Here is a 25836-nt window from a genome sequence, read left to right on the forward strand (position 1 = left end):
AACGGCCTGCGGGGCCGCCCCGTCGCCTGGCACCGTTTGCATCCCCTCTGGCACGGTTTGCTAGTTACGGCACCGCCTTTCAGCGCCATCATTGCGAAAAACCACCGCGGAAGAGGCATGGCTCATGGTCAACATCGAAACCACCGCACCGGTGATGGTCACGGGTGCCACCGGCTACGTTGCCGGCTGGATCGTCAAGGAACTTCTCGATGCCGGCCTGACGGTGCATGCGCCAGTGCGCAACCCGGATGATCACGCGAAGGTGGCGCACCTGAAAGCGTTGGCGGCCAGTTCCAAAGGTGCCATCCGGTTCTTCAAGGCGGACCTGCTTGAACCGGGTTCCTATGGTGAAGCCATGGCTGGATGCGAGCTGGTTTTCCACACGGCGTCGCCTTTCAAGATCGATGTGAAAGATGCGCAGAAGGAACTTGTCGATCCTGCGTTGCTCGGTACACGCAATGTGCTGGAAGAAGCGAATCGCACGAGCAGCGTGAAGCGCGTGGTGCTCACCAGCAGTTGCGCCGCCATCTATGGGGACAATGCCGATCTGTTGAACACACCGGCCGGTGTTTTCAACGAAGACATCTGGAACACCAGCTCCACGCTGCAGCACAACCCGTATTCGTATTCCAAAACGGTGGCGGAGAAGGAAGCGTGGTCCATCGCCGGCAAGCAGCATCGCTGGCAGCTCGTAGTGCTCAATCCATCGCTGGTGGTGGGACCCTCGCTCAATGATCACCCGACCTCGGAGAGCTTTGCGATGGTGAAGCAGATGGGTGATGGCACGCTGCGCATGGGCGCGCCGCGCTGGGGTTTTGGCATGGTGGACGTGCGCGATCTGGCAAAGGCTCATCTGGCGGCCGCTTTCACGCCCGGCGCGTCGGGGCGGCATATCATCAGCGGCCACAACACGGACCTCTACGAGGCCGCCAGGCTGTTGCTTCCCACGTATGGCGACCGCTACCCCATTCCCCGTCGCACCATGCCGAAATGGCTGCTATGGCTGGTCGCGCCGCTGGCAGGCGGCGGCATGACGCGCCAGGCCGTGGCGAAGAATGTGAACCTTCCCTGGAAGGCGGACCATGGCCGTAGCGTGCGTGAGCTTGGAACAACCTACCGGCCACTCGCCGTGTCGATGAACGACATGTTCGAGCAGATGATTCAGCGTGGCGTTTTCACCAAAGCCTAGCCGGCACGGCAACAAGCCTTTTCGACGGTAATGCCGCATGCTTTGCACTCGAAGGCAGCGTGACTCGGCAACGGCATGATTCGGGATGTGATGACCAGCAAACAGGCCACTCGTTTTGCAGTACACCCAGGCTGGCGCCTGGTGATGCGCGATGCCGGTATCGATGTCGCACACGCGCTGTCCTACGCCGGGCTTCCTGCGGATCTGTTTGCACGCAAGGATGCCTCTCTCACGCCGAACGAATATTTCCGCCTGTGGAATGGCATGGAGGCGGCGGCTGCCGGTCGCAATGTCGCGTTGACGCTGGTGCGTGCCACGTCGGTGGAAGCATTTGATCCGCCGATCTTCGCCAGCCTTTGCAGCCCCAACTTCAATGTCGCGCTGTCGCGGCTGGCCGAATACAAGCGATTGATCGGACCGCTGACCTGCAACGTACAAGTAACCCCGGCATTCACGCAGGTCACGCTCACCTGTTACGGATGGGACGAACCCCTCCCGAGCAGCCTGGGCGCATTCGAAGCGATCTTCCTTACCCACCTTGCGCGACTGGCCACGCGCTTCGACATACGCCCAACGCTCTGCCAACTGATGACGCTGCCGCCAGAGGCGGAAGCCTGCGAAGCCTTCCTGGGATGCCCGATGCAGCTTGGTGATGCCAACATCGTTCGATTCTCCGCGGAGGATGCCGCCCGCCCCTTCCTTACAGAGAACGCGGCGATGTGGGAATTCTTCGAACCCGGCCTGCGCGCGCGTCTGTCCAAGCTGGACACGGAAGCCACGTTGGGTGAGCGCGTTCGCGCGGCCTTGTTGGACATGCTTCCCAGCGGGCAATCATCCATCGACCAGGTGGCGCACCGACTCGCCATGAGCCGACGTTCCCTGCAGCGCCAACTGGAGAAGGAATGCATTGCCTTTCGCGACCTGCTCAACAGCGTGCGCAACGAACTGGCCAGCCACTACCTGCTGCATTCCGAACTCTCGCCGGGTCAGATTTCCTACCTGCTCGGCTTCGAGGACGCGAACTCCTTCCTGCGGGCGTTCAAGGGCTGGACGGGCATCACGCCCGGGGAGTTTCGCGTGGAGCGGGCGGAACGTATTTCGGGGCACGCCTCGCGAGTCGTCTAAAGAGGCGGTGCAACGCAGTTGTGATCCACAGCGAAGCCATAACGTCTTCCAATTATTTAACAAGCCCAGCTATTCCGCGCTGCAGCTTGCCGGTCACGCTGCAGGCGCTACACTCGCCCGGTCACAGGTGTCCTGCCCCCCCATGGGTGCGCAGGGTGAAACGGGAAGTCGGTGCGGGCGAGGTATGCCCCATTCCGACGCTGCCCCCGCAACGGTAGACGAGAAAGCCCGGCAGGAAACCACTGCGCTAAGCGCGGGAAGGTGCCGGGGTGAAGCAGCCGCTTCGCTCGTGAGCCCGGAGACCGGCCTGTGTACGACGCATCGGTGCGTCGTTCCCGGGCGTTGCGGAGGGCAACCAGGCGAGCTGATTCGGATCTGGCTGCCTGCCGTTCTGTGTCGTCTTGTCTGTGCTCCGCAACCCCATCTCGCGGGTGTGCGATTCGGAGACAGACAAATGAATAAGTTGAGTGCCGTCACGACGGACGTTGCGACCGTCAAACTGTTGATCGACGGCGAGTTCGTCGCATCGAAGACCAACGAATGGCGCGATGTGGTCAACCCGGCCACGCAGGCCGTGCTTGCACGCGTGCCTTTCGCGACGACGAACGAAGTGAACGCGGCGGTGGCTGCCGCCAAGGAAGCGTTCAAGAGCTGGCGCAAGACGCCTATTGGCACGCGTGCGCGCATTTTCCTGAAATACCAGCAGCTCATCCGTGAGCACATGGGTGAACTGGCGGCACTGTTGACCGCCGAGCAGGGCAAGACGCTGCCGGATGCCGAAGGGGATGTGTTTCGCGGACTCGAAGTGGTCGAGCACGCCGCTGCCATTGGCAACCTGCAACTGGGCGAGCTGGCGAACAACGTCGCCACCGGCGTGGATACCTACACACTGCTGCAGCCGCTGGGTGTTTGTGCAGGCATCACGCCGTTCAATTTCCCGGCGATGATTCCGCTCTGGATGTTCCCCATGGCCATCGCCACGGGCAACACGTTCGTGCTCAAACCCTCTGAACAGGACCCGATGGTGACGATGCGCCTGGTGGAGCTGGCGCTGGAAGCCGGCATTCCCAAAGGTGTGCTCAACGTGGTGCATGGTGGTGAAGACGTGGTCAACGCCATCTGTGATCACGCGGACATCAAGGCGGTGTCCTTCGTGGGTTCCACGCGCGTCGGCACGCACGTCTATCACCGCGCTTCGCAGTCCGGCAAGCGCGTGCAGTGCATGATGGGGGCGAAGAATCACGCCGTCGTGCTGCCGGATGCGAACAAGGAGCAGACGCTCAATGCACTTGCTGGCGCGGCTTTTGGTGCCGCTGGCCAGCGCTGCATGGCCGCATCCACCGCCGTGCTGGTGGGCGAGGCGCAGTCGTGGATTCCTGAGCTTGTCGCCAAAGCACGCACGCTCAAGGTCAACGCAGGAACAGAAGTGGGCACGGATGTCGGTCCGCTGATTTCCTGTGGTGCCCGTGAACGTGTTGAAGGCTTGATCGCATCCGGTGTTGCCCAGGGCGCCACGCTGGAGCTCGACGGTCGTTCACCGAACGTTCCAGGCTTTGAGAACGGCAACTTCGTCGGCCCCACCATCTTCTCGAACGTGAAGCCCGGCATGCGCATCTATGACGAGGAAATCTTCGGCCCCGTGCTGGTGATTCTCTCGGCGGATTCGCTGGACGAGGCAATTGATCTAGTCAACGCCAACCCCAACGGCAATGGCACGGCCGTGTTCACGCAAAGTGGCGCAGCGGCGCGACGCTTCCAGGAAGACATCGACGTGGGACAGGTGGGCATCAACGTGCCGATTCCCGTGCCGGTACCGTTGTTCTCGTTCACCGGTTCGCGTGCGTCGAAGCTCGGCGATCTTGGCCCCTACGGCAAGCAGGTCGTGATGTTCTACACGCAGACCAAGACCGTCACCCAGCGCTGGTTCGACGACGACACGCTGCACGTCGGCGTCAACACCACGATCACGCTCAAGTGATGGAGCACCGCCATGGACATCAAAGCCATGCCGGTGGCCTCTCCGGACTTGACGCACGAGCAGCAGGCGTTCCGCGAGGCCGCGCGGGATTTTGCCCAGTCTGAAATCGCGCCGTTTGCGGCGCATTGGGATGCCGAGAGCGAGTTTCCCCGCGAAGCGATTCGTAAGGCGGGCGAACTGGGCTTTTGCGGCCTCTACACCGACGAGCGCGCGGGTGGCACGGGCCTGACACGGCTCGATGCGGCCATCGTGTTTGAAGAATTGGCAGCCGTCGATCCATCGACCGCTGCCTTCATCAGCATCCACAACATGGCGACGTGGATGCTGACCAGTCATGCGACGAGCGCTGTGCGAGATCACTGGGGGCCGAAGCTCGCCAGTGGTCAGTCACTTGCTTCTTATTGCCTCACCGAGCCCGGCGCAGGGTCCGATGCAGGATCGCTCAAGACACGCGCCATGAAGGATGGCGATCACTACGTGCTGTCGGGCAGCAAGGCGTTCATATCGGGCGCGGGTGCCACGGACATGCTGGTGGTGATGGCCCGGACGGGCGAAGACGGGCCACGCGGCATTTCAGCGTTCGCGGTGCCGGCGGATGCGCAAGGCATCGGCTATGGGCGCAACGAGGAAAAGCTGGGGTGGCATAGCCAGCCGACGCGCAGCGTCTCGTTCGATGGTGTACGCGTGTCTGCAGATCATCTGCTTGGCCGAGAAGGCGATGGCTTCAAGATCGCCATGAAGGGTCTGGATGGCGGAAGGCTCAACATCGCTGCGTGTTCGCTGGGCGCAGCGCAAGGCGCATTGGACGCCGCCCGCCGCTACATGGGCGAGCGTCGTCAGTTCGGCAAGAAGCTGGCCGAATTCCAGGCACTGCAATTCAAGCTGGCGGACATGGCAACCGATCTCGTCGCCGCACGGCAGATGGTGCATACCGCCGCACGCAAGCTCGATGCCGGCAGCCACGACGCCACCATCTGGTGCGCCATGGCCAAGCGCTTTGCCACCGATGCAGGCTTCGCGATCTGCAACGACGCGCTGCAAATCCACGGCGGCTACGGCTACATCCGCGAATACCCCGTGGAACGTCTTCTGCGCGACTGCCGCGTGCACCAGATCCTGGAAGGCACCAACGAAATCATGCGCGTCATCGTGGCGCGCCACCTGCTCAATACCGAAGAGGAACTGCGATGAGTCACGCGGGCAAGCACTACACCGGACTGCATTTGGCCATTGACGGCCACGTCGCCGTCGTCACGCTGACCAACCCTCCGGCCCATACGTGGACACGCGAAAGCCTTTCCGCATTGCGGGATCTGGTGCGTGACCTGGATGCCGACCGGAACATCTACGCCATGGTGATCACGGGCGACGGCGAGAAGTTCTTCTCGGCAGGTGCGGATCTCAAGCAGTTTGCCGATGGCGACAAGGCGGTGGCACGCGAGGCCGCGCGCCGTTTCGGCGAGGCATTTGAAACGCTATCCGCTTTTCGTGGCGTCAGCATTGCCGCGATCAACGGCTATGCCATGGGCGGTGGCCTTGAGTGCGCCCTGGCATGCGATCTGCGCATCGCAGAGGAACACGCGCAGATGGCATTGCCGGAAGCGACAGTGGGTCTCCTGCCGTGTGCCGGTGGCACCCAGAACCTGGCCCGGCTGGTTGGCGAGGGTTGGGCCAAGCGCATGATGCTGCTCGGCGAGCGCATCGACGCCACGACTGCCCAGCGCATCGGGCTGGTCGAGGAAGTGGTTCCCAAGGGCGAAGGCAAGGCGAAAGCCATCGCTTGGGCACACCAGGCCGAGAAGCAAAGCCCCATGAGCCTGGCGGCCTGCAAAAAGCTGGTTCAGGCCACGCGCCACCAGACACATGCCACTGCGCTGGTGCAGGAGCGCGAAGCATTCGTCGATCTCTTCGACAGTGCGGACCAACGCGAAGGCGTGAACGCGTTTCTCGAAAAGCGCGCGCCGGCATGGAAAAACGCATGAACGCCGCCGACCCGATCGTTCAAGACGAAGCTCCCGTGCTTTTCGAGGAACGGGAGACCGCCAACGGCAAGCGTATTGGCATCGCCACGCTGAACTCGCCCAAGACGCTCAATGGCCTGTCGCTCGACATGGCCCGTCTGCTCGACAACAAGCTTCACGCGTGGGCAGACGACAAAAACATCGCCTTGGTTGTCCTTCAAGGCGCGGGCGAGAAGGCGTTCTGCGCGGGTGGCGACCTGCACAGCCTCTACCGTTCCATGGTCGATTATCGGGAAGCGGGTTGCCGCGACATTCGTGAGAATGCCTACGCCTCCAATTTCTTCGCCGTCGAGTATCGACTCGACTACCGTATCCACACCTACCCCAAGCCCATCTTGTGCTGGGGGCACGGCATCGTGATGGGCGGCGGTATCGGGCTGATGGCGGGCGCCAGCCATCGCGTGGTGACAGAACGCTCCAAGCTGGCGTTTCCGGAAATCACCATTGGCCTTTACCCGGACGTCGGCGGCAGCTGGCTGCTGCAGCGCATTCCCGGCCGCGTCGGTCTGTTCCTTGCCCTGACGGGTGCGCCGCTCAACGCCAGCGATGCCATCCATGCCGGCCTCGCAGACGTATATGTCGAAAGCGGCAAGCGTGACGAAGTGTTCGCATCGTTGTTGAGCACGGACTGGTCGAACGACAGCACCGCCAATGCCCAGACCCTGACGCAGTTGCTTGAAGCACGGACGACATCGCTCGACGCGGGCCCTCTGCAGCAACACAGGGAACAGGTCCAGGCCATGTGCGCCTGGCACGACCTGGACGAGGTTGTTGGCGCGATTCGAGTCATGGCGACCAATGATCCCTGGCTGGTCTCTGCCCGCGACACGCTGGCTGCCGGTTCTCCGGGATCGGCACGGTTGGCTTTTGAACTGCAACGCCGTGCCGCTTCGCTGACATTGGCGGACGTGTTCCGCATGGAGTACATCGCCTCGCTTCATTGCGCAGCACATGGCGACTTCGCGGAAGGCATTCGGGCGCTGCTGATCGACAAGGATCGCCACCCTCATTGGCGCCCGGTTGGACTGTCCGAGGCAACGACGACATGGGCCAGCACTTTTTTCGAAGCCCCTTGGCCGGAAGGCGAGCATCCGCTCGTCAATCTCGGCAATGAACATCATGGAGCACAAAAACAATGAGCCGAATTGCATTCATTGGCCTGGGTCACATGGGCGGCCCCATGGCGGCCAACCTGATCAAGGCGGGTCACGACGTACGCGTTTTCGATCTGGTGGCATCGGCCGTCGAACAGGCCGTGGGTCTCGGCGCGACCGCCGCTGATAGCGCGAATGCCGCCGCAGCGAACGCCGAAGTCGTCATTTCCATGCTTCCGGCCAGCCGGCATGTGGAGGGCCTCTACTTGGGCGACGGCGCATTGCTGGCCCACATCCCGGCCGGTGCGCTTGTCATTGACTGCAGCACCATCGCACCTGCGTCAGCCCAAAAGGTTGCGAAGGCTGCAGCAGACCGTGGTTTGGCGATGCTCGATGCGCCGGTATCGGGCGGCACGGCAGGCGCAGCAGCAGGCACGCTGACGTTCATCGTGGGCGGTGATACCCAAACGCTGGAAAAGGCGCGTCCGATTCTCTCGGCCATGGGCAAGAACGTGTTTCATGTGGGTGGAAGCGGCGCCGGCCAGGTCGCCAAGCTCTGCAACAACATGGCGCTCGGCGTGATCATGGCGGTCACCGGCGAGGCCCTGGCACTTGGCGCCGCTCACGGCCTGGACCCTGCCGTGCTCTCGCAGATGATGGCGGTCAGCACCGGTCGAAGCTGGGCCACCGAGGTTTGCAACCCCTGGCCGGGCGTGCTGGAAAACGCGCCAGCGACGCGCGGCTACTCAGGCGGTTTCGGCAACGACCTCATGCTGAAGGATCTCGGTCTCGCCGCGGAAGCGGCCATGGGCGTAGGCGCGTCGATTCCCTTGGGCGAACTGGCTCGCAACCTGTATGCCCTCAACAGCAAGGCAGGGCGTGGCGGCCTGGATTTTTCGAGCGTGGTGAAGCTGGTGGCGCCGGATCAATGAGCACGACACGCGAAAAACTGGTCCTGCCCAACGCGGGCCAGAAATTGTTGATGCACTCGTGCTGTGCGCCGTGCTCGGGCGAATTGATGGAGGCGTTCGTCGAGTCTGGCATCGACTACACGGTCTTCTTCTACAACCCCAACATCCATCCCTTGAAGGAATACCTGCTGCGCAAGGACGAGAACATCCGCTTTGCCGAAAAGCATGGCGTGCCCTTCATAGACGCCGACTACGACACCGACAACTGGTTCGCGCGCGCCAAGGGCATGGAGAACGAACCCGAGCGTGGCATTCGATGCACGATGTGCTTCGACATGCGCTTCGAGCGGACGGCGCTCTACGCCCATGAGCATGGCTTTCCCGTGATCACCAGTTCGCTGGGCATCTCGCGCTGGAAGAACATGGCGCAGATCAATGACAGCGGCCACCGCGCCGCAAAGCCTTACGAGGGATTGGTCTACTGGGATTTCAATTGGCGCAAGGGTGGCGGCAGCCAGCGCATGATCGAGATCAGCAAGCGTGAGCGCTTCTATCAGCAGGAATACTGCGGCTGCGTCTATTCCCTCAGGGACACCAATCGCCATCGCCGTGACCAGGGGCGCGAGCGCATCCATCTCGGGGTGAAGTTCTACGGCGATGATGACCCGGGCACGCCGTAGTCCAGGGGACACGAAAGCAGAAGTGAGCACATGAGCAAGGCCGTTTATTTCGTCAGTGTCGTCCACAAGGGACGTGAGAGTGACTATCAGGCACTGAGCAAGCGAGGCGCATTGCCTGGTGGCTATCCCAACGAGATCGGTTTCGTGGAGCCCATCCGGGCCAGCAATCGAAGGGAAGCTTTCATCCTGGTCAGGCGCAAGTATCCAGACCATCTGGTGCTCGACGACGCCATCAAGGCCTCGTCGTAGGCAGGAAAACCGCCCTCTGGCGAGGGCGGTTTCGTCTTGGGTTACGCAGCGACCGCAACCCGCTCTCGAAGAATCCGGGCTGATTCCACCAGCGCCTTCAACGCCTGGCGGGTTTCGTCCCATCCACGCGTCTTCAGGCCGCAATCGGGGTTGACCCAGAGCTGCTCGGGCCGGAGCACCTCGCTGGCCTTCTCCAATAGCGTCACCATTTCCGCGATGTCCGGCACGCGTGGCGAATGGATGTCATACACACCCGGGCCGATCTCGTTGGGGTACTGGAACCGCACGAATGCATCCAGCAGTTCCATGCGCGAACGCGAAGTCTCGATGGAGATGACGTCGGCATCCATGGCGGCAACCGCCTCGATGATGTCGTTGAACTCCGAGTAGCACATGTGCGTGTGGATCTGCGTGTCATCCGCCACGCCAGCTGCGGTAATGCGGAAGCTCTCCACTGCCCAGGCAAGGTAGTTCGCCCAGTCCTTGCGGCGCAGCGGCAGGCCTTCGCGTAGCGCTGGTTCGTCGATCTGGATGATGCCGATGCCCGCGGCCTCCAGATCCAGCACTTCATCGCGCAGTGCAAGGGCGAGCTGCCGGCACGTCGTCGAGCGAGGCTGGTCGTCACGAACGAAAGACCACTGCAGCACCGTCACCGGGCCGGTGAGCATGCCCTTCATCGGACGCTCGGTCAGCGACTGCGCATAGGCCGACCAGCGCACCGTCATCGGTGCCGGACGCTGCACGTCACCGTAGATGATGGGCGGCTTGACGCAGCGCGAACCGTAACTCTGCACCCAGCCATGTTTGGTGAAGACAAAGCCATCGAGCTGTTCTCCGAAATATTCGACCATGTCGTTGCGTTCGAACTCGCCATGCACCAGCACATCCAGACCGATCTCTTCCTGGAAACGCACGCACTGCTCGGTCTCGCGCGCGATGAAGTCGTCGTATTCGGTGACCGACCATGATCCGGACTTCAGCCTGGAACGCGCTTCACGTACTTCCTTGGTCTGCGGAAACGAGCCAATGGTCGTGGTGGGATAGAACGGCAGGGCAAAACGCGTCTGCTGGCCATCGCGGCGAACCTTGTATGCGGACTGGCGATGCGTGTCCTTCTGCGCCAGCGCGGCAAGACGCGCACTGACTTCCGGACGATGCACCTTGGCCGAAGCGCGGCGGGCGCTCACGGCAGCACGGGCGACATCGAGCGCGGCACAGGCGGTCACCAGGCCCTTGCTGACGTCAACGACGGTACGCAGCTCTTCAATCTTCTGCCGTGCGAACGACAGCCACGAGTGGATGTCGCTCGAAAGCGTCTTTTCGAGGGAAGCATCCACAGGCACATGAAGCAGCGAACACGAAGGAGCGACCCAGAGTCGATCCTTGCCCACACGTTCCAGCACCTTGCGAGTCACGGCCAAGGCTTGGTCCAGATCCGTACGCCAGATGTTGCGACCGTCCACGACGCCAATGGAAATGACACGGTCAGCAGGCAGCGCGTCCAGCACGGCATCGATCTGCGACGGTGCGCGCACAAGGTCTACATGCAGGCCATCGACCGGAAGTTCGTTGACCAGCGCCAGGTTGTCATCCAGGCCGCCGAAGTACGTCGCCAGCAGAATGCGGGGGCGATCCGCCGATGCAAAGGCCGCGTAGGCCTTGCGGTAGGCCGCGTAATCGTCGCCATCCTGATCAAGCACCAGGCACGGTTCGTCGATCTGCACCCACTCGGCACCGGCCTCCTTCAGACGCGCGAGGATCTCGACGTACACCGGCAACAGGCGATCCAGCAGCAGGAGCCGATCGCTGCCGTCCACGGTCTTGGAGAGCAGCAGGAAACTGACCGGTCCAAGCAGTACGGGGCGCGCGTCGAAACCTAGTGACTTCGCTTCCAGGAATTCGTCCACCGGCTTGTTGGTGCGCAGCCGGAAGGTCTGATCCGCATGCAGCTCCGGCACGATGTAGTGGTAGTTCGTATCGAACCACTTGGTCATCTCCAGTGCGTGCAGATCAATGCCCGCACCCTGGGTTCCGCGTGCGAGCGCGAAGTAACCAGCGATGGGTTCGGCATCGGCCAGATGGCGATAGCGGTCGGGAATGGCGTCAACCAGATAGGCCGTGTCCAGCACATGGTCGTAGAAGGAAAAGTCATTGCAGGGGACGACGTGTGCGCCGGCCTTGCGCTGAAGTTCCCAGTGCCGATGGCGTAGTTCGCGTGCCGTTTCTTCCAGCGCCGAGGCCGGGACGTCACCCTGCCAAAACGCCTCCAAGGCTTGCTTCAGCTCACGCTTGGCACCCATGCGTGGGAAGCCGAGATTGGTAACGATAGTCATCTGCTGCGTTTCCTCGATTCGTGATGAATGAGGAACGAAGGAATCGTGCGTCGGCCTGGAGGGGCCGTGGCGCACGAGCGACCTTCGCCCCCGCGGGCGAACCGAAGCCAGGCGGGCAGACGCACAGAACATCGCACCACGGGGAAGGCGTGGCACTCAGCCCCGGCCGCCTCCCCGCGGAGGCTCCAAGTCAAGCAGGAAGCACTCGCTTCCTGGCTGGGGCAGGTCTTCGGGCTCGTGGACATGAGGGCTCGCGCCGCTCGCCTACTGTTCGTCGCTTCCCAACCCTGAGGGGCCAGTGCTCATCACGAAGGTCGTTTCCACACACCGCTGCGGGGCAGCGCCGGAATTGGCCATACAGGCCGCACCGGCTTCCCTTTTAATAATATCGCTATATCGAGATATAGAGATATTAACCACCAGCGAACTGAAAATAGTCCTATGGCGTGGAGGCGTCAAGCATGGGGCCCGATTGGCCTCTGAAAAGCCGCTCAATCAGGCAATCGAAAGATGGCGAGCGGAACTGGCCGACCTGTTGGAGGCGTCGAGAGAGAGCTGCCAGCATGGCGGGCGAAGGCAGCTTTGGTCATCAGCTTGGTCGTAACCAAGTGGCCCATCATGCTGGCAACAAGCCGTGGCGGTTCCGAGCCTGCCGCTTTTATCGGATTACAGCTGGCAGGATGTCACGATGCGGAAGTAGGCATGACGATGGCGCGCGCGGCGTGCGCGCGATATTGCTCAATCCATTTCACGAATGGCGAGATGCCTCCGAATGGAAAAAAATGCAGGCTCACTTCTCCATGCGCTTCTGTCAGGCCGGCAGCCAGGCGATCGACAAGCAGATCCGGCCCGGCCGTTCCCAGCAGCTTGCCCATGGATATGCCGTACTTGGACCACATCGAAGCGCACGCACTCACGCCGCACAACGCGGCATAGCGCGCAAGCACTGCGACGCCCGCGGGGCCCGGTACGCCTATCCGCACGGGATGCTCCATGCCGCGCTCGCGCAACGTCTTCACCCAGGCCAACAAGGGGTCAGCATCAAATGCAAATTGGGTAACGATCAGGGGCGTCATGCCACGCTTCTCGATGGTGTGACACTTGCGCTCGAGTACATTCCAGCGATCGGGTGCGCTCATGACGGCATGGTCTTCCGGGTGGCCGCCAATCCCGATGACTTTCATGCCTGCGCGTTCGAACACGCCCGTTTCTATCAACGACGAACTGTCGGAAAACGGCCCCTTGGGGTGGGGCGAATCCCCAGCAATCACGAGACAACGCTCAACGCCGGCTTCGGCGACCGCTCGCTCGATAAACAGCTCGAACTCGGCACGAGAGGCAATACGGCGTGCGGAAAGATGGGGCATGGGCTCAAAGCCGAGTTCGCGCACGGCACGCGCCGCGGCAAGTCGTGCTTCATCGCTCTCGCCCGGCAGATAGGGAATGGAAATCGCTGTCGCGGGCAAGATGCGGGAAGCCACTGCGGTCAACGCAGGGATGCTTTTCGCACTCACTTCTAACGAATACGCGTCGATGATGTTGCGCGCAAAGCGAGTCGATGCAGCCGCAGAATCCACATCAGCATCACCAAGCGATGGCATGGGCTTGCGTTCCAAGCGGGTGTTCATCAGGCCGATTCCTCAAGCGATGCCGATGGCGGCGGCAGGCTCGCGGGCCATTTCCACGAAGGCGCGCACGTAGTCGATGGCGATGTCCGCCTCACGCGCCCCTAAAAAGATCTGCTTGGCAATCCCGTTCAAGCCAAGACGCACGGGCACCACGTCCATCTTCACGGCGTATTCCTGGACCAGCCAGCGCGGCAGGGCGGCCACGCCGCGACCACTTGCCACCATCTGCAGCATGATGTCGGTGGTCTCGATGGCCTTATGGCGCCTGGGCGTGACACCGGCTGGCAGAAGAAACTGGCTGTAGATATCCAGGCGTTCGATGTCCACGGGATAGCTGATGAGTACCTCTCGGGTCAGCTGCTGGGGTTTTACGTATGCCTCCGAAGCCAAGGCATGGCCTTTGGCTACGACCAGCACCTGCTCGTAGTCGAACACGGGCTCGAATCGCAGGCCCGGCTTGAACAGCGGGTCGGGCGTAACCAGAAGGTCGATCTCGTAGCCGAAGAGTGCCCCGATGCCGCCGAACTGGAATTTTTGCCTGACGTCCACGTCCACGTCGGGCCATGCCGCGAGATAGGGCGACACCACCTTGAGCAGCCACTGGTAGCAGGGGTGGCATTCCATGCCGATGCGCAGCGCGCCGCGCTCGCCCTGCGCAAACTGGCCAAGGCGCTCTTCGGCCAGGTCAAGTTGTGGCAGCACGCGGTTGGCCACCGCCAGTAGATACTGGCCGGCCTGCGTCAGACGCAGACTCCTGCCTTCACGCAGCCATATGTCCGTACCCAGCTGCTGTTCCAGCTTCTTCATGCTGTGACTCAGGGCCGACTGGGTCAGGTTGAGCACGCCCGCCGCGGCCGTCAACGACCCTTGCTTTTCGACTTGTTGGACGATGCTGAGGTGAATTCGCTCAAGCATTCAGATGACTCACATTCATGGATCGGTGAAATAAAACCATTGTACTTCATCGATGCTCCTCCCTACGATCGATTCGGATTGCTCGGTTGCAGTGGCCAAAGCGACCCAGCTTCGGCCACTCGGGCAATCGCAGCGGATCAGCCTGGTCGGTACAGACCGCGCTTCTATCCGCGCCTCTTTGGTGCCCTCTGGGGTTTTGGCACCACGCACATCCATCTATAAGAAAGCAAAAATGACCCGTCCCCTCCGTGTCGTCGCTGTTTCTGGCGGGCTGCAGCAGCCGTCGAAGGCTGCCGTCCTGGCCGAATACCTGCTGAGCTTGATCGCCGACGAAATCCCGTGCGAACAGCACCTGATCGAACTGGGACAGCTTGCACCACGACTGGCCGGGGCGGTTTGGCGCTCCCAGCTGCCCGAATCACTGGAGCAGGAGCTGAAGGCCGTTGAGCAAGCCGACGTTCTGGTGGTGGCAACCCCGGTCTACCGCGGCTCCTACACGGGGCTGTTCAAGCACTTCTTTGACTTCATCGATCAGGACGCCTTGATCGACAAGCCGGTTTTGTTGGCGGCGACGGGTGGCAGTGAGCGCCATGCCCTGATGATCGACCACCAGTTGAGACCGCTTTTCAGTTTTTTCCAGGCTCGTACTTTGCCGTTAGGTGTCTATGCGACCGATAGGGATTACGTCGAACACCGGTTGCAGAACGAGGCGCTCATCCAGAGAGCCGAATTGGCGGTTCAACGCGCCTTGCCGATGTTGCCAATGGCGCCCCACCCAAGATCGACAGCCGCCAAAAACGCGGTCTCGGCCTGAAAAATGGTTTCGGCAAACGTGACGCGAGCAAACAGCCTGCGCCGATAAGAGACCGCTGCATTCGGACCATCGTCGAGGTGGCAAAGCGCTCGGGACATGCTCAAGGCTGACTCCCATCCCGCGTGAGCAATGGGCGCAGCACTGAGCAAGATCCTTGAGAACCCGCTGGAACTACCAACGGGAGGGCAAGGGAGAAATTTGAAGCCACTGGATCCGACGAGGTATCGGATACAGATTTTTTCGCGAAATTTACGGTGCCAGATCACGATGAATAACGAGTTCGCCTTCCACATCAAGAGTCTTCGTTTCGACGAAAACTATCGCCCGGCCGACAGCACACGCCTGACGACCAACTTTGCCAACCTGGCCAGGGGCGAAAGTCGCCAGGAGAACTTGCGCAACACTCTCAGGATGATTGACAACCGCTTTAATGACTTGGCGAACTGGGACAACCCCAAAGGTAACCGCTACGCCGTCGAGCTCGACATCATTTCCGTTGAGATGAACATCGGTGCCAACGGCGGCGATGATGTGTTTCCGTTGATTGAGATACTGAAGACAAGCATCGTTGATAGATAGAACGGCGGGCGGATCGATGGCATCGTCGGCAATAATTTTTCATCGTACGTGCGCGACTATGACTTCAGTGTGCTTTTGCCAGAGCACAACAACGGCAAGCCCACTTTCAGCACCCCAGGCAATTTTGGCGATCTGCATGGGAAGCTGTTCAGGCACTTCGTAAATTCCAGTGCCTACAGGGAGAATTTCAACAAGCCGCCCGTTATCTGCATAAGCGCATCGAGCAGCAAAACCTACAGCCGCACCGAGAACCGTCACCCCAACCTTGGCGTTGAGTATCAGCAGGACGCGCTTTCTTCGACGGATCAGTATTTCAAAAAGATGGGCCTGCAGGTTCGCTACTTCATGCCGCGAAACAGTGTCGCGCCGCTGGCCTTTTACTTTCTTGGCGATCTGCTTTTCGACTACACCAATCTCGAGCTGATCAGCATCATCAGCACGATGGAGACGTTTCAAAAAATATACCGCCCTGAAATCTACAACGCCAACGCCGCGGCGGGCGCGGTTTATCAGCCAAGCTTGACCAACCAGGACTATTCCTTGACGAAGATCGTCTACGACCGGGAAGAGCGCAGCCAATTGGCCGTCAAGCAAGGGCGGTTTACCGAGGAACACTTTATCAAGCCATACAAAAGCGTTCTCGAACAATGGGCGGCGAACTACGCTCTCTGATCAACCCAATTGCGAAGAATTATCCACTGTGAAGAAGACACTGCCCACGTCAACGGCCGGTAGCTTGCCCAAGCCATCCTGGCTCGCACAACCTGAAAAACTTTGGTCGCCCTGGAAATTGCAGGGCGAAGAATTGATTGACGGCAAGCAGGACGCCTTGCGCCTCTCCTTGCACGAACAAGAGCAGGCCGGCATCGACATTGTCAGTGATGGCGAACAGACACGCCAACACTTTGTCACCACGTTTATCGAGCATCTCGAAGGCGTTGATTTCGAAAAGCGCGAGACCGTCCGGATTCGTGACCGCTATGATGCGAGCGTGCCGACCGTCGTAAGTGCGGTGAGTCGCCAGAAGCCAGTGTTTGTTGAAGATGCGAAGTTTCTGCGGCAGCAAACCAAAAAGCCCATCAAATGGGCTCTGCCGGGCCCGATGACGATGATCGATACACTGTTTGATCGCCACTACAAGAGTCGCGAAAAGCTAGCCTGGGAGTTCGCAAAAATTCTCAACCAGGAAGCCAGGGAGCTGGAAGCTGCCGGCGTCGACATCATCCAGTTCGATGAGCCCGCCTTCAATGTGTTCTTCGATGAAGTGAATGACTGGGGTGTTGCTGCGCTGGAGCGGGCTATCGAAGGCCTCAAATGCGAAACAGCCGTGCATATTTGCTACGGTTACGGCATCAAGGCCAATACGGATTGGAAAGAGACGCTTGGGTCCGAATGGCGCCAGTATGAGGAATCATTTCCCAAGCTTCAGAAATCCAACATCGACATCATCTCGCTGGAATGTCACAACTCGCACGTTCCCATCGACCTGATCGAACTCATTCGAGGCAAGAAGGTGATGGTGGGTGCCATTGACGTGGCAACCGATAGCATTGAAACGCCGGATGACGTCGCCAATACCTTGCGGAAGGCGCTTCGGTTTGTGGATGCCGACAAGCTCTATCCCTCCACGAACTGTGGCATGGCGCCCTTATCTCGGCGCGTGGCAAGGGGTAAGCTGAATGCTCTCAGTGCCGGTGCGGAAATTGTTCGGCGTGAACTCTCGGCCTAAGGCCGCCACCGGTGTTTCAAGTAGCGCAAATCGATGGAAGCGGCAGATCACATGCCGCTTCCATGATTTGTGATGCATTGCACTGGCTAGAAAACCCTTGCGGAGCAACCCGGGACATAACGCCGACCAGGATGTACTTTCGCTATAGTTTTCGCGTTACCTCGGTTGATTCGCTGGTAACCCCATGAGTTCGCGCGCCTGCATCCACCAGATGAACTCATCGAACCAGTGGTCACTCGTGGTTCCCTTGGACGCAAGCTCGAACCCATGACCGCCGTGCTCGTACACGTGAAGTTCGGCAGGTGCGCCTGCCTTGCGCCACGCGGTGTAGATCTGCACGCTGTCGTGGGGCATGTATTCGTCATCGGCGGCGGCTGCGATGAATGCAGGCGATGCGTCGGCAGGCACGGGCGTGCGTAGTCCGCCATAGAACAGACCGACGACGTCGGGCCGGGTCGCCTTGTCGCCGATGGCAAGATCGGCGGCGAGAAACGCTCCGGCGGAAAAGCCGATAAACCCCACTCGCTTGGGATCGATACCCCATTGGGCTGCGTGGCTGCGCACGATGGTCATGGCACGCTCGCCATCCTCCACCGCATGCTTTTCGCCTGCGAAGGTGGGCACTTCCACAGGCAGGCCGCTTTTTGCGCGGGCCATGATCGTCTCCATCTCCTTCATGTGGACGTCGGGCATGTGCATCGCAGTGTTGGGACTGCGGATCGTGCGGTACTTGAGCACCAGCGCAGTGATGCCGCGCTGTGCAAGCTGACGCGCGATGTCCGTGCCGCCGCCCACGTAACCCAGCCCGACGAAGCCGCCCCCGGGAGCGATGATGATGGCCGTACCATTGGCGCGCCCCGGCGAAGGGCGGAACAATTCCAGCGTGGGGTCGCTGACGTTGAAGATCATGGTTTCGCCTGTTTCAGCCAACGTGTCCCGCGTCTCCGGAACGCCGAGCGGCGTGACTTGCCCCTTTGCGTAGAGCGGAATGATCGTTCCTTGATCGCTTGTCGTCTGCGCGATCGCTCCCGTCGACAACACCGCTGCGATGACGCCGAGGTTCGCCATCGCGGCCCACTGCTTCATGATTGTCTTCATCGTCAGAACCCCACCTTGAGCGTGACATAAGCCGATCGCGGCTGATTGGGCGCGATCACGGGGTAACCCATATAGGAATAAGGGTCCCAGGCCCGTCGCCCGGTGAGATTGACCACGGAAAGACCCCAAGTGAACCGGCCGATGTCATATGCCGCTTGTGCGTCGACCGCGGCATAGCCGGGCACTGCGATGGTGTTGGGCAGCGTCAGTTCGCGCGAACTGAACGCAGTGATGCCCATGCCGAAAGAAAGCCCCTTCGCTGGACCGTTGAGCAACCGATAGCGCGCAGCGATGCGTCCGCTGTTCCTTGGCACGCGTGCGAGCTGATCACCAGGGGCCACCCCATCGTCGCGCGTGTCGGTATACGCATAGTTGGTGAGCAGCGAGAAGGCCGGCGTCGGCTCCCACACCAGATCCGCCTCCACACCGCGCGCCGTTTGACGTCCGCTCTGCAGATAGAAGCCTGGGTTATTGGGATCGGACGTCACGACGTTATCGTGCGTCTGGCGAAACAGCGCAACCGTGCCGGACAGATGGCTTTCTGGGAGAGCCAGTTTGATGCCACCCTCGACATTGCTGGAGGTTTCCGGCTTGGGCACCTGCAAGCCGATAAACCCGAAGGGCGCGCGGAATGCAGTGGCGTAATCAGCGAACAACGCCACGCCACGCGCGAGGTCGAACGTTGCGCCGATGCGCGGCGAGACATGGGTATAGGTGGAATCGTTGGCGACGCCAATATTGCTGTTTTCAAGGAATTTCAACGACGTCACACGCAAGGCGCCGGTCAGGTGCAGACGCCCGTACGTCGCCTGATCCTGAAAATAAGCAGCAGTGGTTTCGTAGCGATCATCCTCGAAGGAATTGACCGGAAGCTGGGCCGTATAGCTCAGATCGTATTGCGGATCGGCCAGGTTGATCGTGCCCGACGGGCTGTCGCTGACGAACAGACCCATGCCGCTGTAGAAGGTTGTCCGGTCGTAGTTCACGCCGCCAAGCAGTTCATGCGTGCCGCCGAGCATGTCGACCTCGGCCGCGAGATTGGCGTCGAGGGTGGCCTCGTCGGTACGGGTAGTCATTGATATGGGAAAGACATCGTAGATCGGCGGAACGGCGTCCGATGGCACCAGGCCGGGGTAGACGAAGCTGCCGCTCTCATCGACCTTGCTTGTGTAATAGCGCCCGGTGACGGTCAGCTTCACGCGATCGGAAAAGGCGTGGTGCAGCGTAGCGGTGCCCATCTGGCTATCGTTTTTCGTCAGGGGCTGGTTGATCGGCGAGCCGGGAAAAGCATCGCGATCAAGCTTTCCCGGAAGCGCCTCATCGGCGGGAAGGCCGGAATATTCAAGGCCGCTGCGATGGTTGAACTGTCCCTGCAGAAGCAGATCGGTCGCGTCGTCAATCTTGAACAAGATGCTGGGCTGCAACGACCAGCGCTTGCCATGGACCTTGTCGATCCAGCTGTCGTTGCTTTGATAGTCGGCCGCCAACCTGGCGTCGACACTCTGCGCCAGCGGCACGTTGATGTCGCCATAGGGATTCCAGGTGGAGAAGCTGCCTGCGCGCATCGCCACGTATCCGCCCAGCGTGTCGTTTGGGCGTTGGGTTTCCAGATTGATAACGCCGCCGAGCGGCGTACCCAGGCCGCCGCCGTAGAGCGTGGCGCTGGGCCCCTTGAGCACCTCGATCCGCTCGATGCCGACCAGGCTATTGGGATCAAACGCCTGCTGGTTGCCGGCGAAGATCGGCAGGCCGTCCACATAAACCTCGGCGGGAAATCCACGCACGATCGGCGGGATGAACAGCACCTCGTCCGAGCGCGTGGGTGTCACGCCTGAGATGTTGACGAGGGCATCGCTCAGTGTGTGGCGATCCTGGTCTTCGATCAGCGACTGCGTGATGACCTGCACCGATTGCGGTACTTGGATAAGCGGCGTGTTCGTGCGTGTCGCTGCCGTGGAATCCGGCGCGGCGTAGCTGCCGACCGTCGCCGTGACGACGACAGGTTCACTCGTCCAGCTCACCCGTTTATCGCTGGGTGCATTGGCGGCGGTGGACGCGTTGCCCCGGCAAGTGGTGTCGTCCGTTTTCGCCGAGGCGCAATGTTGCGTCTGGTCCGCGGAAGGCACGCCATCGGCGGCGTGGACGATGGAACCGTAGCCTGCCGTCAAAGCGGCGGCGACGCTCAGGCCCAGCAGCGTTTTTGCCGCAGGCTTTCGGAAGATAGGCGGGTGGGTGCCATGGGAAGGCGATGAACGATCAGCCAGAGAAAGCTGCTGCGCGGCCGATGCCGTGCGCAAGGGAAAATAAGGTTGAGACATGTTGAACCCTGATACTTGAAAGAGAAGGCGTGCCCCAACCAAGCCGGTGCGCGCCACGCGCACGCCAAGCCCGATCAAGAAAGCTGCGTTGTTTCCGTCGTCAACCGATCAGGGGTGGTCCGCGCGAGCGCCAAGGCAACGTGTGCACAGCCCGCGTCGAGGAGGGCGTGAACACCATCGCCAAGTGAGGCGCATCTACAGGCAAAACATGGATGACCGCGAACCCGGTGAGGGCCGGGCTATGAATAAAGAAGGCGCAATAGCCGCAGGGATCCAGCGAATCGGGTGTGTGCGGATGCTGGGGCCTGGGCATGTCGCCCATGCCCTCCATGGGGCAATCGGCCGACATCGCCGGTCCAGCATGGGCTTCGAGGAAGCGACTGAGCGGTGACGCCAACACGATCAGGCCCAGCGCACACCAGGCCATCCATGCGACATACCGGCCGGCGCGGCTTGATCGGTTCAAACCGCACCTTCCCGGTGCAACGTTCCTGGCGCATGGACACTCACCCGCCCGGATGTGCGGAACATGCATAGCGCCATGTCAGATGCGTGCGCGGAGGCGGTCTCGCACATACATCGTTGCCAGCACGCAGATAAACCAGGGTGTCTCACGGGGAATTCCGCTCCAGGAGCGGGGTGACCACGCTCTCCAGTCGCGCCCGGGTCATCTCAGGTGTTTTTTCCTTCCAGCCGTCGTGCACGAGAAAGCCGCGGCTGTCGATGACAAAGCTCACCGGCAAGCGCCAGATACGGCCGTATCCGGGCACGTGGGCATCGCCGAGCAAACCCACGGGAAAGTTCAGCGTCGCCGCGATGCGCTTGACCTCAGGGAGCGTATCGGGCGTATCGAGGCTGAAGCCAAGCACCACCAGGCCGTCCTTTTCGTGCTCCTGCGCGTAGCGGGACAGCAGCGGCAGCTCCTCGCGACATGGCTCGCACCATGTCGCCCAAAAGGTGAGGATCACCGTCTTGCCACGTAGTTCATCCAGTGAAATGTGTTGGCCGTCCAGCGTGTCGAGCGTGATGGCGGGCGCTGGCTGACCGACGCGAAGATCAGTGGCGCGTGCAGCTGGCATCGCTGCCAGAAGCACCAGGCAGGCAAGCACGGCGTGACGCAAGAAGTACATGGAACGCATCGGCATTGAACCCGTCAGATCGATCAGCGTGGCACGGAGGTAGAGAGGCTTGGCACGGCGTTACGCCTTCAAAGCTTCATGCTGAGTCCGACCGTACCCGTCCAGTGCGGGAACAGTTGGTATCCCTGCAGATGGCTGTAAACCGGCACCTGCACGAATGCATAGAACTGCAGCGTCTTGGTCAGGCTCGCACTGATGCCGGGGCTCACATAGGCCACGGTGCCGGCCGTGTCCGGCGTATCGGCAAAGGCGCCATCGTCAGCGCTCCGATGAAAGACATTGATCTGCACCTGCGGAACCCAGTTAGCGTGCGCCTCATAGCGCAAACCCAAGCTTGCAGAAGCGAGATTGCCGGGCCGGAAGTTCGCGCCGGGCTGATCCATGCGCTCGCTCACGGCTGCCTGGAACTGTCCATTCACGAACATGTCGAAGTTCTGGCTGACGGGCTGGTAGTAGTAGGCCCCGACGATGAGATCGGTGCTTCCCGTGCCGGCTTGCAGGCTGCTATCCAGTGACTGACCAAGACCAGGACCCGAGTGGAATGTCGTGGGATGTCCCACGAAATCGCCATCGTCAGTTTCGCCGCCGTAGTGGCCGGTCGGCAGCTTGATGCCGAACTGCACACCCAGGTTATGCGTCGGTAGAAACCCCTGGTAGCTGCCGATGACCTTGATGTCGCCAAGGCCAGCGACGTGCGCATTGCTGACCTGATCGGGGGCCGTCTCATCGGGCGTGTAAGGCGCCAGCTGCGTGCCGTAGGTATCGTGATCGCGCATCACATAAGGCACCACGAAACTCACGCCCCAATCGGCGTTGAATCGATAAGTGGCGCCCACGTTGATGTAGCGGTTGATGGTCTGCTTCTCGATTTCGCCGCCGCCTAGCGACGGATCGGACGGCTGGTTGACCACCTGCGAAGGCGTCGCCTTGCTGTTGCCGTGGCGCAGTTGATCCTGGTCGATGAAGGTGTAGTCAACATTGACGCGCCATCCGCTGGCCGTCGAATAGCCCGTGGCAGCATCGGTGCTCAACGTGCATCCGCATGTTGCGCAAGCAAGGGCCAGCTGCGGCACGAAGGCAGCGGTGAGCAGAAGCGGTAGGGTTATCGCGGCACGTTGCATCCGCGTGCGATTGGACCTGGCGTTGAAAGCAGCGTGGGTGATCATGGTTGCGTGATCCAAAGGCGGTATGGCAATAGGGAATGGTTTCATGGCGACTGGCGCGCTATGGCGTCGCCTTGAGTTCGGCAACGGGTGTGAGTCCGAGGAAATGGCGTGGCCCCGGCAGGCGTCGCAAGAGAGCGCGTTCCAGTAAAAGGACCAACAGCATCGAGGCGCCGAGCAGTGGCAGCACGACGCCCAGCAGACAAAGCAGCAAGACGAAACCGCCTGCGTAGCGCGGCGGATGTTGCGTGGCTGGTGCGCCAAGGGTCCCGACGGGGCGTCGCCGCCACCAGAGCACGGTGGCGCTCACGGTCATGGTGATCAGCCCCAATGCCGTGAATGCACTGAGTATTTGATTGAGTGGCGGGAACAGCACGCCTTCATGCACGGCGACGCCGTAACCGATCAGGCGATCCAACAGCGGACGTTGCGCGAAATCGACGCGCTGGATGACGCGGCCTTGCACCGGGTCCAGCGTCAGGTCCGATCGCAACGAGCGATTGTCGGCATCCGACCGCGCAGACCACACCGGCTTCTTGGCCGAAGGCGGCGCGATAAGCACCGGCGGTGCGAGCCGCTCTGCGATCACCGCTGGCAACACGCGATCCAGCGCCGTGTAGTCGATCATCGGCCTCACGCCAACGTGCATGGCACCCATGCCCATGTGCATCGCGTGCTCGTCGGGCGGTGCGTTCGACGCGGCAATGCGCTTGCGTTCATCCGCGCTGCCGATGGTCCAGTCCTGCACCACGGCGGCGTGAGCCATGTATTGGCGTGCGTCGCGCAACAGCCCGCCCCAGGATTTGGCCCACGGCAGTCCCGAGACAAGCAGGAACAACGCGAAGAAGGAAACCCATACACCCGTGACGGCATGCAGGTCGCGCCAGAACACGCGCCCGCTCTGTCCCAGCCGCGGATAGAACACGCCGGCCAGACGACGCCCCCGTGGCCACCACAGATACAAACCAGTGAGCAGCAGAAGGATGGTCCACGAGGCGGCCAGCTCAACCACCATGGAGCCCGTAGTGCCGAGCATCATCTCGCCGTGCAGGTAGAAAATGATCCGCATGAAGCGATCGCTTTCACGCACGACATGAAGCACGCGAAGGCTGGAAGGGTCCACGTAGACGCGCGTCAACTCGCTGCCTTTACCCAGCAGGATGCGGGCCGCCGCATGAGGTGAAGCGGGAGCTTCGTACGCGTTGAGTACCGTGCCTGGGACAGCTGCGAGCGCGGCTTCAACCTGCGCCGACGCGGGTTTGGCCGGAGCATCGGTGACGTGGGCATACGCGCGATCCAGCCAGGGCTCAACCTGCGGCTTGAACAGATAGATCAGGCCCGTGCAGGCAAGCCACAACACGAAAGGCAGGCAGAATACGCCCGCGTAGAAGTGCCAGCGCCACAGCAATCGGTAAGCGTTGCGGCGGTGTGAGTCAGCGCGATGGGTCCGCGTCATGGACATACCCATGACGCAGGGCGCCTCTGCGCGCGTGGCGCAAGGCGGCGTGGAAGGCGATACATGTTGGCAATCCCATGAAGAACGCCGCGCCCATAGCGCGCACGCTCAGACGACACCGGAGTGCCGTCTCAATGCACTGTGTTCCGCCGTAGCGGTGTTTAGGTCACAGCGGGATCAAGGCAGGAGGGCCGCGCACATGCAGCGGCAGCGATCTGAGCAGGGGGGAAGCCGCCAACGAGGCGGCAGGCTCGGGAAGCATTGCCCCAACGCGATGAACCATCGCGACAAACGTCGCCGTCAACGCCGGGCTCTGGCCCAGCAGCACGCAGTAACCGCACGCCTCCCCGTTGCCAGGATGCTTGGGCATGGAAGGCATGCCGTGCGCGTGGTCCATGCCGTGTCCGGCACACGACGCGCCCATATCCAGCATGGGCTCCATCGACATCCGCACCTGCGAAATCGCGGGCGCAACCAGCAGCAACCCCAGGGCAACCAGGGCCAGCCAGGTGATCAACCGATGCTGGAAGCGTCTGAGGTGCAAAGCGGAATTCCGTTACCTGGCAAACATTGGACCAGGGTCCAGGGATCATGCCATATCTGAGGCCACGGAAAACGCGCAGGAGACAATCTGTCACTAGCTCACGCGTCGAAGCCCCAGCCAAACGGGCTTAGTCCCCGGTGGAGTAGAACAGAGTCACTTTCGCTGCTGTTGCTCTTCTAGGCTAGCCACAAGCGACGTCATGGATTGGGACCCGTGTCATTTACGGCACCGAATTTCTTAGCCAGCAGAAATCGGGCTCACCTCCGCAGACAGCGAATCCATTTGAACAAGCGCATCCAGAGCAGCACGTTCTAGCAGGAAGGCCAGGGAGGGTGAGATGGCTCCATCGCCCATAACACAAGCCATGGAATTAAGTATGGCTGACAGATCTCCATGGCTATCGTCCTCCACTGCCCGAGCTACATCCCGGAGGATATGCCCAGCGAGCAAGGCTTGCGCCCGCGATAGGCCATCTGTACTCCCTTCCTGCAGTATGCGTGCGACGAGACGCAAGGGCTCCATGGGACAGGAAATCATGATCTGCCCCCTTGAACCGCGACACCCGCATTGATTAAGACCTTATCGCGCCCTGATATGACAAATTTGTCAAATGCCACTGCGGAGCAACAGAAGACCGCAAATGCATAGATGCGCGTGACTTAGGATGACTAATTTGGGCTGAACTTTATCGACGGTCCGGATGATGGGATGCAAGCGGCGTGGCCGGTCGCTTACGTGCCAAATCCCCTTACATATAGTCGGGATGAAGTCACCAGTCAGCATGTCCGCTTTCGACTGCGACTTCAGCCGGTCAACGCAACACACTATAGACGCGCAAGCGTGAGGAGTGTTGCCCATGGCCATGCGCCGTAA

20 protein-coding genes, 1 pseudogene and 2 riboswitches are annotated in these 25836 nt (G+C 61.1%); of the genes and pseudogenes, 12 read left to right on the top strand and 9 right to left on the bottom strand.

The window, feature by feature from the left end:
• Positions 1–124 precede the first annotated feature (124 nt).
• The 9 genes from DK366_RS16585 (at position 125) to DK366_RS16625 (ending at position 9247) form a co-directional block, all read left to right on the top strand.
• A complete protein-coding gene (locus DK366_RS16585) occupies positions 125–1189 on the top strand; it encodes an NAD-dependent epimerase/dehydratase family protein (RefSeq protein WP_109126675.1) in 1065 nt (354 codons plus the stop codon).
• A 90-nt stretch (positions 1190–1279) separates the two neighbouring features.
• Complete coding sequence (locus DK366_RS16590) at positions 1280–2314, top strand: AraC family transcriptional regulator (protein WP_109126699.1); 1035 nt, start codon at positions 1280–1282, stop codon at positions 2312–2314.
• Positions 2315–2422: 108 nt separating this feature from the next.
• A riboswitch (cobalamin riboswitch) is annotated at positions 2423–2640 on the top strand.
• Between the two features lie 128 nt (positions 2641–2768).
• Positions 2769–4292: a CoA-acylating methylmalonate-semialdehyde dehydrogenase gene (locus DK366_RS16595; protein ID WP_109126676.1), complete on the top strand. Its 1524-nt coding sequence runs from the start codon at positions 2769–2771 to the stop codon at positions 4290–4292.
• A gap of 12 nt (positions 4293–4304) precedes the next feature.
• Entirely contained in the window at positions 4305–5483 is a 1179-nt protein-coding gene (locus DK366_RS16600; protein WP_109126677.1) for an acyl-CoA dehydrogenase family protein, read from the top strand.
• A complete protein-coding gene (locus DK366_RS16605; protein WP_109126678.1) occupies positions 5480–6274 on the top strand; it encodes an enoyl-CoA hydratase in 795 nt (264 codons plus the stop codon). The genes DK366_RS16600 and DK366_RS16605 overlap by 4 nt, the downstream gene beginning before the upstream one ends.
• Positions 6271–7452, top strand: coding sequence for an enoyl-CoA hydratase/isomerase family protein (locus DK366_RS16610; RefSeq protein ID WP_109126679.1), 1182 nt, complete (start codon positions 6271–6273; stop codon positions 7450–7452). Before DK366_RS16605 ends, DK366_RS16610 begins: the two co-directional genes overlap by 4 nt.
• Positions 7449–8339, top strand: a complete 891-nt coding sequence (gene mmsB / locus DK366_RS16615) for a 3-hydroxyisobutyrate dehydrogenase (RefSeq protein WP_109126680.1) — start codon at positions 7449–7451, stop codon at positions 8337–8339. Before DK366_RS16610 ends, mmsB begins: the two co-directional genes overlap by 4 nt.
• The gene (locus DK366_RS16620) at positions 8336–8998 is read left to right on the top strand and encodes an epoxyqueuosine reductase QueH (RefSeq protein WP_109126681.1); all 663 of its coding nucleotides are present in this window, start codon (positions 8336–8338) and stop codon (positions 8996–8998) included. The genes mmsB and DK366_RS16620 overlap by 4 nt, the downstream gene beginning before the upstream one ends.
• Before the next feature lie 30 nt (positions 8999–9028).
• A complete protein-coding gene (locus DK366_RS16625; protein ID WP_109126682.1) occupies positions 9029–9247 on the top strand; it encodes a hypothetical protein in 219 nt (72 codons plus the stop codon).
• A 41-nt stretch (positions 9248–9288) separates the two neighbouring features.
• Here the strand turns inward: DK366_RS16625 and metE are convergent, their stop codons facing one another.
• The 3 genes from metE to DK366_RS16640 form a co-directional block, all read right to left on the bottom strand.
• Complete coding sequence (gene metE / locus DK366_RS16630; protein WP_109126683.1) at positions 9289–11580, bottom strand: 5-methyltetrahydropteroyltriglutamate--homocysteine S-methyltransferase; 2292 nt, start codon at positions 11578–11580, stop codon at positions 9289–9291.
• A gap of 202 nt (positions 11581–11782) precedes the next feature.
• Positions 11783–12016: riboswitch (cobalamin riboswitch) on the bottom strand.
• 247 nt (positions 12017–12263) lie between these two features.
• Positions 12264–13181 carry a methylenetetrahydrofolate reductase gene (locus DK366_RS16635; protein ID WP_109126700.1) on the bottom strand — a complete coding sequence of 306 codons (918 nt, stop codon included), beginning with the start codon at positions 13179–13181 and terminating at the stop codon, positions 12264–12266.
• A 39-nt stretch (positions 13182–13220) separates the two neighbouring features.
• The gene (locus DK366_RS16640) at positions 13221–14123 is read right to left on the bottom strand and encodes a LysR family transcriptional regulator (protein WP_109126684.1); all 903 of its coding nucleotides are present in this window, start codon (positions 14121–14123) and stop codon (positions 13221–13223) included.
• 232 nt (positions 14124–14355) lie between these two features.
• Here DK366_RS16640 and msuE point away from each other — a divergent pair, with 232 nt between their 5' ends.
• From msuE to DK366_RS16655, 3 genes and pseudogenes are all read left to right on the top strand, one after another.
• Positions 14356–14937, top strand: coding sequence for an FMN reductase (gene msuE / locus DK366_RS16645; RefSeq protein WP_109126701.1), 582 nt, complete (start codon positions 14356–14358; stop codon positions 14935–14937).
• 267 nt (positions 14938–15204) lie between these two features.
• Positions 15205–16188 (top strand): annotated as a pseudogene (locus DK366_RS16650) (DUF1852 domain-containing protein).
• A gap of 28 nt (positions 16189–16216) precedes the next feature.
• Entirely contained in the window at positions 16217–17245 is a 1029-nt protein-coding gene (locus tag DK366_RS16655; RefSeq protein WP_109126685.1) for a methionine synthase, read from the top strand.
• Between the two features lie 156 nt (positions 17246–17401).
• Here DK366_RS16655 and DK366_RS16660 read toward each other — a convergent pair whose 3' ends face one another.
• From DK366_RS16660 to DK366_RS16690, 6 genes are all read right to left on the bottom strand, one after another.
• Positions 17402–18331, bottom strand: coding sequence for an alpha/beta hydrolase (locus tag DK366_RS16660; protein WP_232821087.1), 930 nt, complete (start codon positions 18329–18331; stop codon positions 17402–17404).
• Positions 18332–18345: 14 nt separating this feature from the next.
• Positions 18346–20661 carry a TonB-dependent siderophore receptor gene (locus DK366_RS16665; protein WP_109126702.1) on the bottom strand — a complete coding sequence of 772 codons (2316 nt, stop codon included), beginning with the start codon at positions 20659–20661 and terminating at the stop codon, positions 18346–18348.
• Between the two features lie 611 nt (positions 20662–21272).
• Entirely contained in the window at positions 21273–21770 is a 498-nt protein-coding gene (locus tag DK366_RS16675) for a peroxiredoxin family protein (protein ID WP_232821088.1), read from the bottom strand.
• Between the two features lie 98 nt (positions 21771–21868).
• Complete coding sequence (locus tag DK366_RS16680; RefSeq protein ID WP_198651610.1) at positions 21869–22831, bottom strand: transporter; 963 nt, start codon at positions 22829–22831, stop codon at positions 21869–21871.
• Between the two features lie 193 nt (positions 22832–23024).
• Entirely contained in the window at positions 23025–24419 is a 1395-nt protein-coding gene (locus DK366_RS16685; RefSeq protein WP_109126704.1) for a PepSY domain-containing protein, read from the bottom strand.
• Positions 24420–24585: 166 nt separating this feature from the next.
• Entirely contained in the window at positions 24586–24963 is a 378-nt protein-coding gene (locus tag DK366_RS16690) for a DUF2946 family protein (RefSeq protein WP_109126689.1), read from the bottom strand.
• Positions 24964–25836: the final 873 nt, after the last annotated feature.

The organism is Dyella sp. C11, assembly GCF_003121485.1.
Lineage (GTDB): Bacteria > Pseudomonadota > Gammaproteobacteria > Xanthomonadales > Rhodanobacteraceae > Dyella.